Below are 16848 nucleotides of genomic sequence, written 5' to 3'. Positions count from 1 at the left end.
GAAGCAATCCATCGGGCAACGAAGGAAGTGTGGATTGCTTCGTCGCTTGCGCTCCTCGCAATGACGCTTCAAACGTCTCAGAAACTCAATACGCGTTCTCGTTCTTCGTCATCAGCGCCAATGGCGTCCTGAGCAGAATGAAGAGGTCGAACAGCACCGACCAGTTCTCGATGTAATAGAGGTCGAACTCGACGCGCTTCTGGATCTTCTCGTCGGTGTCGACTTCGCCGCGCCAGCCGTTGATCTGCGCCCAGCCGGTGATCCCGGGCTTGACGCGGTGGCGCGCGAAATAGCCGTCGACGGCCTCGTCGAACAGCCGGCTCTGCAATTTGCCCTGCACGGCGTGCGGGCGCGGGCCGACCAGCGACAGGTTGCTCTTGAACACGACGTTGAACAGCTGCGGCAGTTCATCGAGGCTGGTCTTGCGGATGAAGCGCCCGACGCGGGTGACGCGGCTGTCGTTCTTGGTCACGACCTTGGAGGCGGTGGGATCGGCGAGATGGTGGTACATCGAGCGGAACTTGAAGACGTCGATGCGCTCATTGTTGAAGCCGAACCGCTTCTGGCGGAAGATGACCGGCCCGGGACTGTCGAGTTTGATGGCGAGCGCGACCAGCCCCATGACGGGCAGCGCGAGCATCAGGATCAGGAAGCCGACGACGTGGTCGAACAGCCACTTCATCACCAGATCCCAGTCGGTGATCGGCGCCTCGAATACGTCGAGCGTCGGCACCTCGCCGAGATAGGAATAGGAGCGGGGACGGAAGCGCAGCTTGTTGGTGTGCGCCGACAGGCGGATGTCGACCGGCAGCACCCACAGCTTCTTCAGCATTTCCAGGATGCGCGTCTCGGCCGAGATCGGCAGCGCGAACAGCACGAGGTCGACGCGGGTGCGGCGGGCGAATTCGACGATGTCGTCGACCTTGCCGAGCTTCGGGCTGCCGGCGCAGGTTTCCAGCGCGCGGGCATCGTTGCGGTCGTCGAACACGCCGAGCACGTCAATATCGGAATCATGCTGGGTCTTGAGCGCCTCGACCAGCTGCTCGCCGTTCTGGTCCGAGCCCACCACGATGGTGCGGCGGTCGAGCCGGCCCTGCCGCGCCCAGCTGCGCACCAGCGTGCGCAGGAAGGCGCGTTCGATCAGCAGGGCCACAAGGCCGACGAAGAAGAACGATGCGAGCCAGATCCGCGAGATCTCGCTGCCGAGCTTGACCAGGAATGAGGCGCCGATGAACAGCAGGAACACGAAGGCCCAGGACGAAATCATCCTGGTCATCTGCCGCAGCTGGCCGCGGAACACCTGGACTTCGTAGATGTCGGCGGCCTGGAAGCAGATTACGGCGGTCGCCGTCATGCCGACGATCGCCGCGACATATTCCCAATGGAAACCCTTGAGGCGCACGACATAGGCGAAATAGAGCGCAAGGCCGATCAGGCTGAGCATGACGAAATCGACCAGGCGGACCGCACCCGCGATCACGATCGGCGAATAGGCGCGGCTGACCTTCTGGTTGGTGACGGCAAGGGCTGCCGGCGACAACCGGCGGCGCCGTTCGATCGGCGGGCGTTCACCGGTAGCGGTCGCCGCGGCCGTTGCTGCCGCGGCGTCTAACATCGAGCGAGCGTTAAGCGGTTCCACTGTTCCAAGTCCGATTCTGATTCCGTTCTTAGGCCGGCACATAGGGACGCGCCTGCCGATGCGGAATTCCCTGCCATCCGGCTTAAGGGACAAATCGGAAGAAACAGTTACGTTGGTAAAGAACGGTTAACGATTGGCAAACGCGTCGCGGTAGCCGGTCAATACACCTTCGACCATCGCCTTCTGCGAGAAGTGTTGGAAAATCCGCTCGCGCAGGGATTTGGCCCGCTCCAGCATCGCCGCCGGATTCTCCAGCGCAACCTCGATCGCGTCCGCCATCGCCGCGGCGATGTTGGGGGCGAACAACGCCTCGGTATGAGAGCCGAAAATCTCCGGAATGCCGCCGACATTGGCGGCCACCATCGGAATTCCCGCCGCCGCGGCCTCGATCACGACATAGGGCATGGAATCGCCGCGCGAGGGAACCACCAGCAGCGAGCCCTTGGAAAAGCCGTAGCGCGCCTTGACGTGGCCGATGAAGCGGATGGCCTCGCCGAGACCGAGCCGCTGCACCTGGGCCTTCAAACTCGCGCTTTCCTCGCCGTCGCCGGCGAGCGTCAGCGTCACCGGCCGGCCGTCGGCGCGCAGACGGGCCACCGCGTCGATCAGCAGGTCGGCGCCCTTGATGTGCCGGAACTCGCCGACATAGATCACGTCCGTGGCGTCCTCGGCCTTGACGACCGGGTCGAATTCATTGGCGGTGACGCCGTTGAACACGCAGCGCACCAGCCCCTTCGGGGTGCCGATGGTGCGCTGATAGGTGTTGCGCGCAAACGCGCTTTCGAACAGGAACAGGTCCGTCGAGTCCATCAGCGCGCGCTCGAGGCGGGCATAGAAGTTGCCCTTGAGCGTCGACAGCGGGTAATGCAGCGACCCGCCATGCGGCGTATAGACCCGGATCGTATCCCTGGCGGCGATCTTGGAACGTATGAACACACCGGCCTTGGCGCCATGGCCGTGCAGCACGTCCGGTTTCAGGTTCCGGACCAGGCGCAGGAAGCGCACCCATGCCAAGGTGTCGCTGGGGCGCGGTTCGCGGTGGATGGCGACGCGATGAACGCCGAGCTTGAGACGAGGGGCGATTTCCGCCAGCGCCTGCTCGGCGCGCTCGCCGCCGGTGAGGCTGTCGGCGATGATGCCGACGTGATGGCCTTTATCGGCCTGGCCGTTGGCGAGATCCAGGATATGGCGAAAAATGCCGCCCACCGGGGCGCGCGTCGCGTGCAGGATACGAAGGGGCTGACCGTCGATGATAGGCATAATCAGAACCAGCGTTCGCCAACGAGCACCGTATCGCCCGGGCTGATGGACGTTCCCGGCGGCACCACGTAGCGCGCCGTTCCGGATCCGTCGGTGTGCGTGACCGTCACCCGGTCGCGCAGCGCGCGCGGCGAGAAGCCGCCAGCGATGGCAACGGCGCTTTCAACGGTCATGTTCGGTACATAAGGATATTGTCCGGGCGCCGCCACTTCGCCGAGGATGAAGAACGGCCGATAGGCCTCGACTTCGACGGCGACCGAGGGCTCGCGGATGAAACCGCGGCGCAGCCTGGCGCCGATGTCGGCGGCCAGCCCCGCGGGCGTGCTGCCGCGCGCCGGGACCGAACCGATCAGCGGCATCGTGATCGAGCCGCTGGCATCGATCGCATAGGTGTTGGTGAGGCCTTCCTGGCCGTAGACCACGACGCGGAGCTTGTCGCCAGTATCCAGATGATAGGCCGCGTCAAAGCGCGGCGGCGCCGGTTCGGCATAGGCCACCGCAACAGGGGCAGGGCCAGCATAGGGCGCCACGGCAACCGGCGTGGTCCGGCCCATGCAGCCCGCAAGCGCCAGCGCAGCAACCAGACATGGGATCGGGGCCAGCGCGCCTCGCATGGGGGGAGAATCCTGAAAAAGTATCCGCCCGATTAAGGGCGTTCATGGTTAACAAAACATGACCGCAGCCCTGCGGGGCGGTCATTGCAGCCCGCAATTCGCGCGGATTAACCCAGCAGCAACCTTAATGGAGTGTAATCGCCGGGGTTGAGGTAGGGTCGTGGCGTTTTCGAGCGAAAACGCGTCACGATTTTAAGTAGCGTCCGCGGGAGTGTGCGATGCGTTTTGCGTTTTGGCGTACGGGCAGGGTCAAGGCCGTGTTGGAGCGGGCGCTTCCAAAGCCCGCGCCGGCCGTCACCAGGCCCGTCTCCACAGAGCCCGCCTTCGCTATGCCTGCCGTTGCCAAGCCCGTCGTCGCGAAGCAGGTTGCGTCCGAATCCGGCGATCTCGATCTCCACGCACTTGGTCAGGCCCTGATCCGCAAGCGCGCCTGGATCATCGTCCCGACGGTGCTGGCGCTGGTGCTGTCGATCGCCGCCGTCAACATGGTCACCCCGCGCTACAAATCCGAAGCGCGCATTCTGGTCGATGGCCGCGAGAACGTGTTCCTGCGGCCGAACGGCGAGCGCAATGAAGAGCGCAACACGGTCGACGCCGAGGCGGTGACCAGCCAGGTGCAGCTGCTGTTGTCGCGCGATCTGGCGCGCGAAATCATCAAGAAGAACAAATTGGCCGAGCGCCCGGAATTCGATCCGGTGCTGCAGGGCTTTTCGCCGCTGAAGTCGCTGCTGGCGCTGTTCGGAATCGGACGCGATCCGTTGTCGCTGACGCCGGAAGAGCGCGTGCTGGACGCCTATTTCGAGCGCTTCACGGCGTATGCGGTGGACAAGTCGCGCGTCATCGTCATCGAATTCCAGTCGCGCGATCCGGAGCTGGCCGCGCGCGTCGCCAATTCGATCGCGGAAGGGTATCTGGCGTTGCAGCAGGGCGCGCGCCAGGACCAGGCGAAATCCGCCAGCGGCTGGCTGTCGGGCGGTATAGAGGATCTGCGCAAGAAGGTCTCGGAGGCGGAGTCGCGCGCGGAGGATTTCCGCTCGAAGTCGAGCCTGTTCATCGGCACCAACAACACCTCGCTGTCCAACCAGCAGATGGGCGAGATCAACACCCAGCTCAACAACGCCCGCGCGCTGAAGTCGGATGCCGAGTCCAAGGCGCGCATGATCAAGGACATGCTTCAGAGCGGCAAGCCGATCGAGGCTTCCGAAGTGCTCAATTCCGAATTGATCCGCCGGCTGTCCGAACAGCGGGTGACGCTGCGCGCGCAGCTCGCCGAACAGTCGTCGACGCTGCTCGACGGTCACCCCCGCATCAAGGAATTGAAGGCGCAGCTCGGCGATCTCGATCGCCAGTTGCGTGAGGAGGCGAGCAAGATCTCGCGTTCGCTCGAGAATGACGCGCGCCTCGCCAGCGGCCGGGTCGATAGCCTGAGAAACGAACTTGACCAGGTCAAGAAGCAGGCCTCCGCATCCAACGGCCAGGACGTGCAGCTGCGCGCGCTGGAGCGCGAAGCCAAGGCGCAGCGCGATCTCCTGGAATCCTATCTGGCGAAATACCGCGAGGCCGCCGCCCGCGAAAACATCGAGGCCGCGCCGGCCGATGGCCGCATCATCTCGCGCGCCACCGTTTCGAATACGCCGGCCTATCCGAAGAAACTCCCGATCGTGCTGATCGCGACGCTGGCGACCTTGCTGCTGACGTCAGGCGCGATCGCGACCGGCGAACTGCTGCGCATGACCGCGCCGCGCGCGGCCGCCGCAGCTCCTCCCAGCGCCGTGGCTCCGACCGCGGAATCGGTTCGCGTCTCCGCGCCTCCGACTGCACCGTATTTCGAGCCGCAAGATGATTTCGGGCCGGAACCTGAACATCCCGTGACGGACGACTCAAAGCCTGCCTTCAGCGAACCCCGCGCCGAACTCGCGGCAGGAATCGAAGAAATCGAGCAACTGGCCGATCGGCTCGCCCAGGCGGGCGGGGCGGCGCGCAAGGTAACGGTCCTCGGCACCGCGTCGAGCGAAGGCATCACGCTGACCGCCTTGACGCTGGCGCGCCTGATGGCGCGGCAGGCCAAGATCGTGGTGGTCGATCTGACCGCGTCTTCGCCGACGATGACGGCGGTGTCGGTCGATCCGGCGGCCCCCGGGCTCGCCGAACTGATGCAGGGCGAAGCGTCGTTTGCGCAAGTGATCACCAGGGACAAACTGTCACGCGTCCATCTCGTCAGCGCCGGACGTCCGGGCTTCGATCGCTCGCAGCTGCAGTCGCCGCGGCTGACGCTGGCGATCGACGCGCTGCTGCGGGTCTACGACCATGTGTTGCTCGATGCCGGCTCGGCCTCCGACCTGCCGGCGGAACTACTGACCGCGCATGCCCGCGCGGTCGTGGTCCCCGACGCCTCGATGGATTCGGACGCCCGCAGCATCATGTGCGATCAGCTCCGGGCCGTCGGCTTCTCCGACGTCACCATGCTGCGCAAGCCGTGCCAGCCGTCGGATGCGGTGGAGCGTGCCCCGCGCGTGGTGGCGGCGTAGGGGCGCGGTCAACCACCGTCATTGCGAGGAGCACTTGCGACGAAGCAATCCATCTATCCGTTATGCCGCGATATGGATTGCGTCGCTGCGCTCGCAATGACGACAGGACGGGTTTCGCTGCGCTCTACCCATCCTACGAGCGGGCTGCGTCGCCTCGTGCGCAAGCGTAATCTTGCGGCCAGCGTGCGACAAAACAACCCGACGGGCAAATCAGTTCCGATTTACGGAAGTCATGTCAAGCCCCGGAATTAAAAATATTTCTGTTTACCAGAAGTAAAATCAGGTGCATACCTATCGCCATCCCGTCCCACTCAGAGGGCGTCGGCCGTCGTCACGGACGTTGGACGGGTTGCGATGGACGCTTGTTTACGCTGAGACGACGGCGTGGATGGGCGTACGGCAAAACCGTGTGGTCCTGGCGCCCGTTGCTGGCGTCAAGCCGTCGGCTAAGCGCAAGCTGAACCGGTGGTGACGGAGTCAACCAAGAACTCGTCTCCGGGGAGATCACGGCATAAGCCGTAAAGCCATTGCGCAGGGAAGGCCGGGTGTTCTCCGCTGCCCTGTATGCTCGTGTGCAGCCTACTTAGTGCAAACCGCACACGGGACCGCGGGTGCAGCGCGCACCCGGTCTTCCCTGCGCCCTCTTGATGAGAGGGCGGGAAGTTTCTGGCAAAGCTCGGGCGCAATGCGTCGCGAGAAGGCGAAGGCGTGTTCAGTGCACAGTGCGGCAACAAATTCCGCCGTCGTCCCGGCCTTGAGCCGGGACCCATAACCACAGGAAGCAGTTTTGCGAAAGGTCTCTGTTACCGAGCTTCTATTGAGAGATCACGCGGTATGGGTCCCGGCGTTCGCCGGGACGACGAAAGAGAAGCGCCGACATTCTCGCAACTCGTTCTCTTGCCCCGCCTCAACTAAACGCATTCCGCAGCTTCTGCGCCATCTCGAGCAGGGCCGGATTATGCTTCACCATGCGCTTGGTACGGTTCAGGCCCGACATCACGCCCGCGGCGAGCTTGCCGCGCTGGCTCAGCGCGATGAAACTGTCGAAGATCGGTTCGTCGTCCTTGCAGAACAGCCGCTTGTAATCGTCCGATCCGATGCCGAGATCGAAGGCGCGATAATCTTTGGCGGCGAAGTGATCGATGATGTCGCGCATCAGGATCAGGCCGGGGCTGTATTTCGAATTGGCCGACATCGTGTAGGTGTTGAACATCATCGAGAAACGATGACCGTCGGCGACGCCGGTGAAGATCGCGATCACTTCCTCGTCGCATTCAAGCGCGTGGATATCGATGACGCGGTTGCCGCCTTCCACGTGTGCTGCGCAGGCGCTGCGGATGAAATCCTCGATGCCGGGCTCGGCGAATACGTCGGGCAGTTTCTGCTCGGCCATCCGCAGCGGCTTGATGCGGAAGAACCAGTCGAGCAATCGCGTGATGTCGGCGTCGGTGGTGGCGACGTGATAGCGAAAGCCGGGCAGGGCCTGCAGCTTGCGCTCCTTGCCCTTCAACCGCTGCCGGAACGACTTGCTGACCAGCGCCGTCGGCGCCGCACCGGGCTCCATCTTCAGCACCGGGCAGTCGTTGGCGGAGGGTTGATGCGACAGCAGTGCGATCGGGTTCGGCAGATCGCGCCAGCGCAGCGGCTGTTGATGCAGCGCCAGCACGTCGGCCTCGGAACGTTGCGAAATGGCCGCGATCAGGCCCTCGATATCGGCCCGCGTTGCGGTCGCGGCAAAATCCTTGTCCCACAGCGCCATGTTGAAGGTCGAGTGCTTGCCGCCCATGAAGCTGGCGCAGCGCGCGCCATAGACATGCCTGACCGCGAGCGGCAGCAGCATCAGCGGCCGGCGCTCCGCGTCGTAGGCGATCACAATGAAGGGGGTGAGGCCTTCGCGCGCGCCGACATTGCGCTGCCAGGCGCTGACGAAGTCGAAGCGCTGAAAGGGCGTGGAGGATTGCTGCTGCGCGTTTTCCAAGCCGCGCCAGATCGCTTCGGCGCCTGCGAGATCGCGGATGATGTCGATGCCGGCGATGCGCCCCGGTTTCGACCAGGTTTGCGTATCCGCCGTTCCGTTTTCAATCGCGGCAGCCATGGTCATCGCAGAACCCTGTAGGAAATTGTTTACAATTTTCGGCTTTGGCGCGACCTTCGCAGGGAAATGTCAACAAAGAGTAATAACAATGCGGGCGCGGCGGGGCACCGCGCGACCGTGTTTGGGGGCGGGACGTTGGGTCAGGACGTCGGGTTTTTGAAGCGGGCCCAAATGGAGCTCGCTTATTTCAGCGGCTACGCGCGGCTGAAGCAGCGCGGAAGCGGCGGCGCCGGTGTCGTGCTGCGGTTCGAACGCGTGCGCGGGCGGCAGCCGCGACGGTTCCAGCCGCTCAAAGCGAGCGAGATCACCCCGCAATTTCTGGACCGGATGATCCGGGCTGTGAAGCGCTGGAAATATGACATCGTCTCGATGGACGAGGTATGCCGGCGTGGGGTCACGCTGCCGACGGCCAATCGGTTTGTCGCGCTGACATTTGACGGCGGCTACAAGGACGTGATGACGGCGGCCTATCCGGTGCTGGCGAAGCACGCTGTTCCCTTCACCATCTACCTCCCGACGGCGTTTCCGGACGGGCTCGGCGAGGCATGGTGGCTGGCGCTGGAAGAAATGATCGCGCGGGAAAACCGCATCAGCCTCGTGATCGATCGCAAAGAGCGGCATTTCGCGACGCGAAGCGCTTCCGATAAATATCAGGCGTTCGAATTTTTTGCGAGCTGGATGCGGACGCTGTCGCCGCCGGATCTTTCATTCGCCATCAACGATCTCTGCAAGCGCTATTCGGTCGACCTTGCGGGCCTGTCGCGCGGCGCGTCGATGGACTGGGACGACCTGACCAGGCTCGCGGCCGATCCGAACGTGACGATCGGCAGCGCCACGGTGAATTATCCGGTTCTGTCGAATCTGAAAGACGCCGACGCCCAGCGCGAGATGGCGATGGGCAAGGCGGTGGCGGAAGCCGCCTTCCACCGCACCATCAAGCATTTCACCTATCCGTTCGGCGATCGCGACGCCTTTCGCCGGGCGCACGTGGCGATGGCGCAGGAACTGGGTCTCGCCAGCGCGGCAACCGTGTTGCCGGGCGTGGTCGCTTCAAAGGGATATACCAATCTGCACGCGTTGCCGCGCGTCGCCTGGGACGGACGGCTGCGTTCGCTGCGCATGATGCGGGTGATGCTGTCGGGGACGCTTCTTCCGAAGGTAAAGGCGAAACGGACCGATCAGGAGTGAGTGCAGAATTCAGGCGTCGGGCCGCGACATCCAGCTGATGATCGGCATCGCCGGCAGCACCCATCCAAGGCCCGCCACGACGTAGAAAATCGATTGCAACAGCCCGGAATTGGCCAGCCAAGGCGTCTGCGCGATGGTCATGCCGAGCAGAGACCAGACCACGACGAGCACCAGCAAAAAGATGGTTCCGACGAATTTGCGGGTACGGATTGTCATGGCGGATATGTGAAGCCTTTACTGAGCTTAGAGCCTGTTGCGCGCGGGAAGGGGCGGACTATAAGGGGCGCAGCAATTCAATCAAGCATGGGCATCGAACGGGTTCAATGACCGGCATTTCCGCCAACGAGGGGCCTCCAAACCGCGCTGTCAGATGGTGGCTGTTTGCGGTCGCGGCCCTGATCGCGATCATGGTGCTGGTCGGCGGCGCCACGCGGCTGACTGAGTCCGGATTATCGATCGTCGAGTGGAAACCCGTCACCGGAACCTTGCCGCCGTTGACGGATGCGCAATGGGCACAGGCGTTCGAGGGCTACAAGACCATTCCGCAATACCGCGAACTCAACGCCGGCATGACCCTGGCCGAGTTCAAGACCATCTTCTGGTGGGAATGGAGCCACCGGCTGCTCGGGCGCGTGATCGGCGCGGTCTATCTGCTGCCGTTCCTGTTCTTCCTCTGGCGCGGCATGCTCGGCACCGAGCTGAAGCGGCGGTTGTGGGTGATCTTCGGCCTCGGCGCGCTGCAGGGCGCGGTCGGCTGGTGGATGGTGGCCTCGGGCCTGACGCAGCGGGTCGAAGTCTCGCAATATCGGCTGGCGGCGCATCTGATGCTGGCGCTGGTGATTTTTGCGGCGATCGTCTGGACATTGCTGCGGCTGACGGATCGGCAGCAAGCCGCGGCGTCGTCACGACTGAAGGTCACCGGCGTGGCGTTGCTGGCGCTGACCTTCGTGCAGATCTATTTCGGCGCGCTGGTCGCGGGCCTGCGTGCGGGCAGGGTGTACAACACCTGGCCGCAGATCGACGGCGCCTTCATTCCCTCCGCGGCGCGGCTGTTCTTCGAAGATCCATGGTGGCGCAATCTGTTCGACAATACGCTCACGGTGCAGTTCGAGCATCGCATGACCGCCTATGCGCTGCTGGCGCTGGCGGTGCTGCACGCGATCGATGCGGTCGCCTCGCGCGCCGGGACGGCCGTGGTCCGCGGCGCCTGGTGGCTGGTCGCCGCGATCGTCGTGCAGGCGGTCCTCGGCATCCTGACGCTGCTGCATCAGGTGCCGATTGATCTCGCATTGGCCCATCAGGCGGTCGCGATGGTCGTCCTGACGCTGGCGATTTTTCAGACCGAGCGGCTGGTCGCGCGCCGCACCGAGCCCGGCCCGGAGAGATTGGTTCAGCCGGTGGGGCAGCCCGGCTGAGATGGGAGAATTCTAAAGCTATTCTAAGCTGTCGTGAGCGCTTGACGCGCTTGTGTCGGACGTTGCGCTTTACTTGAATCATCCGGACGATAAAACGAGCCGGAAATCAGGGTTTCCATTATGTCTTCAGCATTCATCCAGGCCGCCGTGATCCTGCTCCGCGAGGGGCTTGAAGCCATGCTGGTGATCGCGGCGCTTGCCGGCTATCTGAAAAAGGTCGGCTCCGCGCACCGTGTCGGCGCGCTGTATGGTGGTGCGCTGGCCGCGGTTGGCGCCAGCTTCATCGCCGCCTGGCTGTTTGCGGTGCTCAATTCAGGCGACCACAGCGACGTCCTCGAAGGCGTCATCATCCTGTTCGCCGCCGCGTTGATGCTCTATGTCAGCGGCTGGCTGATGGTGAAGCAGGATCCGCGCGGCTGGCAGGATTATCTGGCGCACAAGGCCGACAGCGCGCTGGCGCAGGACACGGTGTGGGCGGTCGGCGCGCTGGCCTTCCTCGCGGTGTTCCGCGAGGGCGCCGAAACCGTGCTGTTCATCAATGCGCTGGCGAAGACCGAAGGCGGATGGAGTGCCGGGCTGTTCGGAGGCCTTGCGGCGGCGACGGTCGGGCTTGCCGTGCTGTTCTATTTCATCAACATGATCGCGCAAAAGCTTCCGCTGCGGCCGCTGTTCGTCATTACCTCGGCGTTCCTGTTCGCGATGGCGATCAAGTTCATCGGCGAAGCCGTGCAGGAATTCCAGGAGCAGGCGATCATCACGGTCACCGAGGTCAAGGGCAGCGCGTTCTTCACCGCGATCGGGCTCAATCCGAGCGTGGAAGCGCTGTCGATCCAGCTCCTGGTCATTCTATTTACGCTCGCGACCTATTCGGTGTTCCAGCGCAATGCTCGCCTGATGCGCGAGGAAAAAACCTCGGTGCGCGCGGCCGAGTGATCCTCAAGCGGCCTGCCGCTTGAGATCGAGATAGTCGAGCCCGATATCGAGCGCGGCCGAGCTGTGCGTGATCCAGCCGGCCGAAATCAGGTCGACGCCGGTCGCCGCGATCGCCTTGGCGGTGGCGGCGGTGATGCGGCCGGACGCCTCGGTGATCGCCCTGCCGCCGGTCATGGCCACGGCCTGCTTGAGCTCCTCGTTCGACATGTTGTCGAGCAGCACCGCGTCGACGCCGAGTGCCAGCACCTGTTCGAGCTGCGCCAGCGTGTCGACCTCGACCTCGATCTTGACGAGGTGACCGGCATGGGCCTTCGCGCGCTCAATGGCGGTGCGGATGTCGCCGGCCAGCGCGATGTGGTTGTCCTTGATCAGGATGGCGTCGTCGAGGCCAAAACGATGATTGCCGCCGCCGCCGGCGCGCACCGCATATTTTTCCAGCGCGCGCAGCCCCGGCGTCGTCTTGCGGGTGCAGACGATCTGCGCCTTCGTCCCCTTCGCGGCTGAGACCAGCGAGGCGGTGGCCGTTGCAACGCCGCTGAGATGACACAGGAAGTTCAGCGCCGTCCGCTCGCCGGTCAGCAAACCGCGTGCGGGGCCTTCGATGGTCGCGATGATTTCGCCCGGCGCGACGACGCTGCCGTCGGGCCGCTCCGCACGGAGCGTGATGGCTGGCGACGCGAACTGGAAGGCGCAGCGCGCGATGTCGAGGCCAGCCACGACGCCGGGCTGCCGCGCGCGCAGCACCAGCGCCGCCTGCTGGTCGACGGGAACGATCGCGTCAGCCGTGATGTCGCCGGCGCGACCGATATCCTCCAGGAGGGCGGTTCGCACGATCGGCTCGTACATGATGGGCAGGAGGGGATTGAGGGTCATGATTGGGCACTCCCAAGAGACAGGGTGTCGGATTCCACAATCTCGCGCGCGGCGTCCAGCGCCTCGGAAAGCGAGATCGATGACGGCGTGGCCAACGGCAGCGTGTCGGGATAATCGGTACGAAAGTGCCCGCCGCGGCTCTCCTCGCGCCGATAGGCGGCGACGGCGATCATCAATCCCACCAGCGCTGGATCGGATGCCGCGCCGTCTCTGTGGGCGATCGGGAAGAGGCTATGAACCAGCCGTCCGATCGCGTTGCGGTCGCGGAGCACGCCGAGGCCTTGCGACATCATTGGCCGTAGGGGCGATGGATCGGAGGCGGGCAGCGGCGTAAGGGGCGCACGCGCCTTCAATGGCCCGCGGCTTGCTCTGTTGACGCTTCCGGCAACCCACTCGGCGCAGACGATGGCTTCCATCAGCGAATTGCTGGCGAGACGATTGGCGCCGTGCAACCCGGTGCGGGCGACCTCGCCGCAGGCCCAGAGGCCGCCAACCGTGCTGCGGCCCTCAAGATCAACAGCGATGCCGCCCATGTGGTAGTGCACGGCGGGCCGGACCGGAATCGGATCGGTCGCAGGATCGATCCCGGCCATCTTGCAGAAAGCGGAGATGACGGGATAGCGCTTGGCAAAATCCTTCCCCGGATGCTTCCGTGCATCGAGGAATACCCGATGTCCCTCAGCGCGGCGGCGCCACACGGCGCGGGCGACGATGTCTCGGGCTGCGAGCTCGGCGCCGGGCTCGTTCGCCATGAAACGCTCGCCGGTCTCGTCGATCAGGGTTGCGCCGTCGCCTCTGATAGCCTCGGTGAGCAGCGGCATCGGCCGCGACGGTCCATCGAACGCGGTTGGATGAAACTGGACAAACTCCAGGTCCGAAAGCTTCGCGCCCGCGTGCGCCGCCAGCGCCAGCCCCTGGCCGAAGCAGCCGGCCGGATTGGTGCTGTCGAGAAACAGTCCGCCGATCCCGCCGGTCGCGATCACGACGCGGCCGCTATCGATGACCAGCGGGCCTTGCGCGTTGACGGCGAGCACGCCCTTGACGGCGTTGTCCTCGACGATCAGCCGGCGCGCCTCGACACCCTCCAGCAGCGTGATTGTTGGGCAGCGGCGTACCGCCGCGATCAATGCCCGCATGATCTCGCGGCCGGTGCCGTCGCCGGTGGCGTGTACGATCCGGTTGCGGCTGTGGGCGGCTTCGAGGCCAAGCCGCCAGCGTCCATCCGGCCGCCGGTCGAAGGCGACGCCGAGTTGCGCGAGATGTTCGACCGCCGCGGGCGCTGCGTGGACGATCCGGCTTGCGGTGGTCTCATCGCAAAGGCCGGCGCCGACAGCGAGGGTGTCGGCGAGATGCAGCGCAGGATCATCGTCCGCACCCATCGCCGCGGCGAGCCCGCCTTGCGCCCACAGGCTGGAGGCCTCCGCACCCAACGGGGCCTTCGACACCACCAGCACCGGCTCTGGCGCCAGTTGTAACGCCGTCATTAATCCTGCGGCGCCGCCGCCGATGATCACGGGACGGTTGGCCAGCGCTGAAATATCCGTGCTCATATCGCCAGCATCCTCTCGACGGCGCGCCGCGCGGGGGCGGCGATCGCGGGATCGATCGTCACCTGGTGCTGATTGGTCTCCAGCGCATGGCGGATATTTTTCAGCGTGATCCGCTTCATGTGCGGGCACAGATTGCAGGGCCGGATGAACTCGACATCGGGATGCAGCACCGCGACGTTGTCGCTCATCGAGCATTCGGTCAGCAGCACGACGCGGGGCGGGCGCTGCTGCTCGACATAGCCGGACATCGCTGCCGTCGAGCCGGAGAAGTCAGCCTCCGCCACCACCTCGGGCGGGCATTCCGGATGCGCCAGAACAGTGACGCCGGGGTGGTTTTCCCGGATCTGCCTGATGTCGTCAGGCGTGAAGAGTTCATGCACCTCGCAATGACCCTTCCACGCGATGATCTTCACGCCGGTCTGTTTTGCAATGTTCTGTGCCAGATACTCGTCCGGCAGCATAATGACGCGGTCAGTGCCCAGCGACTCCACGACCTTGAGCGCGTTGCCCGAGGTGCAGCAGATGTCGGATTCCGCCTTCACAGCGGCCGATGTGTTGACATAGGTGACGACGGGCGCGCCGGGGTAGCGCTGACGCATCAGCCGCACGTCTGCCGGCGTGATTGAATCCGCGAGCGAACAGCCGGCCGCAAGATCAGGGATCAGGACGGTCTTCTGCGGATTGAGCAGCTTGGCCGTCTCGGCCATGAAGTGCACGCCGGCGAGCACGATGATATCGGCGTCGACCTTGGTGGCTTCGCGCGCCAGCAGCAGGCTGTCGCCGACGATGTCGGCGACGCCGTGGAAAATTTCCGGCGTCTGGTAGTTGTGCGCCAGGATGACCGCGTTGCGCTTGCGCTTGAGGTCGAGAATGGCGTCGACGTCGCCTGCGAAGGTCGCCCATTCGGGCGGCGGGACCACGCGTTTCACCCTCTCGTAAAGCGGCGCGGTGCGGGCGAGGGCGTCGGCATTGAGGCTGGCCATTTATACTCTCCATGAGCATATCATGGCTTATACTTATCCTGAGCATAACCTAAGTCAAGTGCGCGAGAGCGGGAGTTTGGTTCCGGCGACGGCCCGTTCGGCCAGGACGGCGTGGCGGAAGCGGAACAGCTTGGCGGGGCGGCCGACCGTGTCGGCGGCGATTGCGCCAGTTTCCTCAACGAGTTGCTGTTGTTCCATCAAGCGGCGGAAGTTCTGCTTGTGCACCAGCCGTCCTGCAAGCGCTTCAACACTGCGTTGCAGTTGCAGCAGGGTGAATTCCGCCGGCATCAGCTCGAATACCACGGGGCGGTATTTGATCTTGGCCCGCAGCCTGGCGATTCCGGTCGCGAGAATACGGCGGTGATCGGCCGTCATCGGCCGGCCGGGCATCAGCGTGGCCGCGTTGCCGCCTTCGCGAACCGCTTCGGGAATTAGCGCGGCCTCAAAGAGCAATTCGTAACGTTGCAGCACGAGTTCTTCATTCCACTCGCGGTCTTCGAACCCGAAGGTGATCGCGGCACGCTGCCAGCGCTCCCGCTGCAGCGCTGTGGAGGGGGCGGATTTCGCCCATGCGCGCAGTCGCGGCGTCAGCAGTTTCGCCAGCAGAGAAGGCGGCCCTTCCCGATGATCTTCCCAGGGGAAATAATCATACCAGCCGGACCAATGGGCCTCCGCCCCCTCGCCAATCTCATCCTCGCGGGTCAATCCCAAATAGCTGATCGAGATGCTATGCGGCGACCGGGCATCGCCGGTCCGTCCGCGATCGGCGAAAGTGTACAACTGCTCGACATAGCCGAGCGGATGGCCGGTTTGCGCTTCGACCCACGCCCGCAAACCCGATTGCAGCGAGCGGTGCTTGAATTCGAAAGGCCCGCTCGGCAGCGCACCCGCATTGGCGATCGTCATGATCTTGGGTTGGCCGTCGGTCACCGCGACCAGCACGGCGACGAGGTCGGCGGTGATCGCGCGCGCGGAATTCGGTGTCTTAGTTTTTCGCGGTGGCCCTGCCACGTCCAAAAGTCCGTTTCTGTTGCGGTCGCGCTAGCGATACCCGTAGACGCCGCCGGCATAAGGCAGGCGATTCCAGTAGGGCGTGTAGGGGCCGCCGTAATAGGGGCCATCATAGCTGTAGGAGTGGCTGGTCCCGTAGTAACCGGGCAGGGTGTTGGAGCCCGGCAGCAGCGGCACGCCGTAGACACGCGGTGCATAGGGGACGACCCCGACCGGCGTGAACAACACGTCGGGATCGGCTTCCTCGACGACCACCAATTGCCGGCCGCGCCGCACGTAGAGCGGCGCTGCAGCAGGAGCGATCGTGGTCCGGTAATTGTAGTGCGCGCGGGGCAGGCCCGGCGGCAACTGCCTGGCAGCGCGAGCCGCGGCGCGCTTGGCGGCGGCCGGGTTATCGGCGCGCTTCGCTACGGCTGGGCTTTTTGGGGATGTGGTAGCGGCCGGGCTGTCGGCAGGCTTTGCTGCTGCGGTGCCATCGGTGGCCTTGGCGGTGCCGGGGCCCTCGTCCGCGGCAGCAGTTCCGATCGCGAAAATAGCGACCAGAAATGGCGTCATCCAGCGCGGCATCGTTTGCTCCGAATCATCAAGGGCGGCTTAGCGCCACTTTATGCCGGAATGACCGTTAATGAGAGGCTTGTGATTCAGGCCAAATGGCCGGCTGGGAGGCGGCGGTCACCAACTGTCGCCACCGCCCGAGTGCGCAATTGCGCACGGGGGGCGGGTAAACCGTTAGGCCGCGGCGTACTGGGTACCCCGCTT

The 16848-nt window shown here is 64.5% G+C and carries 14 protein-coding genes; 4 read left to right on the top strand and 10 right to left on the bottom strand.

Annotation, left to right across the window (positions count from 1 at the left end; translation table 11 throughout):
• Positions 1-85 precede the first annotated feature (85 nt).
• The 3 genes from JQ611_RS09415 to JQ611_RS09405 form a co-directional block, all read right to left on the bottom strand.
• Positions 86-1615, bottom strand: coding sequence for an undecaprenyl-phosphate glucose phosphotransferase (locus JQ611_RS09415; RefSeq protein ID WP_212465288.1), 1530 nt, complete (start codon positions 1613-1615; stop codon positions 86-88).
• Between the two features lie 150 nt (positions 1616-1765).
• Positions 1766-2899 (bottom strand): glycosyltransferase family 4 protein, encoded by a 1134-nt coding sequence (locus tag JQ611_RS09410; protein ID WP_212465287.1) that lies wholly within the window; start codon positions 2897-2899, stop codon positions 1766-1768.
• 2 nt (positions 2900-2901) lie between these two features.
• Positions 2902-3513, bottom strand: coding sequence for a polysaccharide biosynthesis/export family protein (locus tag JQ611_RS09405; protein WP_212465286.1), 612 nt, complete (start codon positions 3511-3513; stop codon positions 2902-2904).
• A 218-nt stretch (positions 3514-3731) separates the two neighbouring features.
• Here JQ611_RS09405 and JQ611_RS09400 point away from each other — a divergent pair, with 218 nt between their 5' ends.
• On the top strand, positions 3732-6041 hold the full coding sequence (locus JQ611_RS09400; protein WP_212465285.1) for an exopolysaccharide transport family protein: 2310 nt from the start codon (positions 3732-3734) through the stop codon (positions 6039-6041).
• A gap of 907 nt (positions 6042-6948) precedes the next feature.
• On the opposite strand, the gene JQ611_RS09395 is transcribed toward JQ611_RS09400, so the two are convergent.
• The gene (locus tag JQ611_RS09395; protein ID WP_212465284.1) at positions 6949-8142 is read right to left on the bottom strand and encodes a GNAT family N-acetyltransferase; all 1194 of its coding nucleotides are present in this window, start codon (positions 8140-8142) and stop codon (positions 6949-6951) included.
• Positions 8143-8271: 129 nt separating this feature from the next.
• Between JQ611_RS09395 and JQ611_RS09390 the strand changes: the two genes are divergently transcribed.
• Positions 8272-9324 (top strand): polysaccharide deacetylase family protein, encoded by a 1053-nt coding sequence (locus tag JQ611_RS09390; RefSeq protein WP_409411264.1) that lies wholly within the window; start codon positions 8272-8274, stop codon positions 9322-9324.
• 9 nt (positions 9325-9333) lie between these two features.
• Here JQ611_RS09390 and JQ611_RS09385 read toward each other — a convergent pair whose 3' ends face one another.
• The gene (locus tag JQ611_RS09385; protein WP_192733494.1) at positions 9334-9540 is read right to left on the bottom strand and encodes a DUF2842 domain-containing protein; all 207 of its coding nucleotides are present in this window, start codon (positions 9538-9540) and stop codon (positions 9334-9336) included.
• A 107-nt stretch (positions 9541-9647) separates the two neighbouring features.
• Between JQ611_RS09385 and JQ611_RS09380 the strand changes: the two genes are divergently transcribed.
• Positions 9648-10739 carry a COX15/CtaA family protein gene (locus JQ611_RS09380; protein WP_212465282.1) on the top strand — a complete coding sequence of 364 codons (1092 nt, stop codon included), beginning with the start codon at positions 9648-9650 and terminating at the stop codon, positions 10737-10739.
• A 120-nt stretch (positions 10740-10859) separates the two neighbouring features.
• Entirely contained in the window at positions 10860-11672 is an 813-nt protein-coding gene (locus JQ611_RS09375) for an FTR1 family protein (protein ID WP_212263578.1), read from the top strand.
• Between the two features lie 3 nt (positions 11673-11675).
• Here JQ611_RS09375 and nadC read toward each other — a convergent pair whose 3' ends face one another.
• The 5 genes from nadC to JQ611_RS09350 all read right to left on the bottom strand — a co-directional run bounded on the left by nadC (position 11676) and on the right by JQ611_RS09350 (position 16656).
• Positions 11676-12545, bottom strand: a complete 870-nt coding sequence (nadC, locus tag JQ611_RS09370) for a carboxylating nicotinate-nucleotide diphosphorylase (RefSeq protein ID WP_212465281.1) — start codon at positions 12543-12545, stop codon at positions 11676-11678.
• Positions 12542-14095, bottom strand: a complete 1554-nt coding sequence (locus JQ611_RS09365) for an L-aspartate oxidase (RefSeq protein ID WP_212465280.1) — start codon at positions 14093-14095, stop codon at positions 12542-12544. Before JQ611_RS09365 ends, nadC begins: the two co-directional genes overlap by 4 nt.
• The gene (gene nadA, locus JQ611_RS09360; RefSeq protein ID WP_212465279.1) at positions 14092-15078 is read right to left on the bottom strand and encodes a quinolinate synthase NadA; all 987 of its coding nucleotides are present in this window, start codon (positions 15076-15078) and stop codon (positions 14092-14094) included. The genes JQ611_RS09365 and nadA overlap by 4 nt, the downstream gene beginning before the upstream one ends.
• Positions 15079-15132: 54 nt before the next feature.
• Positions 15133-16020 carry an NUDIX hydrolase gene (locus JQ611_RS09355; RefSeq protein ID WP_409411263.1) on the bottom strand — a complete coding sequence of 296 codons (888 nt, stop codon included), beginning with the start codon at positions 16018-16020 and terminating at the stop codon, positions 15133-15135.
• 99 nt (positions 16021-16119) lie between these two features.
• Positions 16120-16656, bottom strand: coding sequence for a hypothetical protein (locus JQ611_RS09350; protein ID WP_212465277.1), 537 nt, complete (start codon positions 16654-16656; stop codon positions 16120-16122).
• Positions 16657-16848: the final 192 nt, after the last annotated feature.

It is taken from the genome of Bradyrhizobium sp. AUGA SZCCT0182, from assembly GCF_018130185.1.
In the GTDB taxonomy this organism is placed as follows: domain Bacteria; phylum Pseudomonadota; class Alphaproteobacteria; order Rhizobiales; family Xanthobacteraceae; genus Bradyrhizobium.
This window is presented reverse-complemented; position numbering and strand designations above follow the sequence as displayed.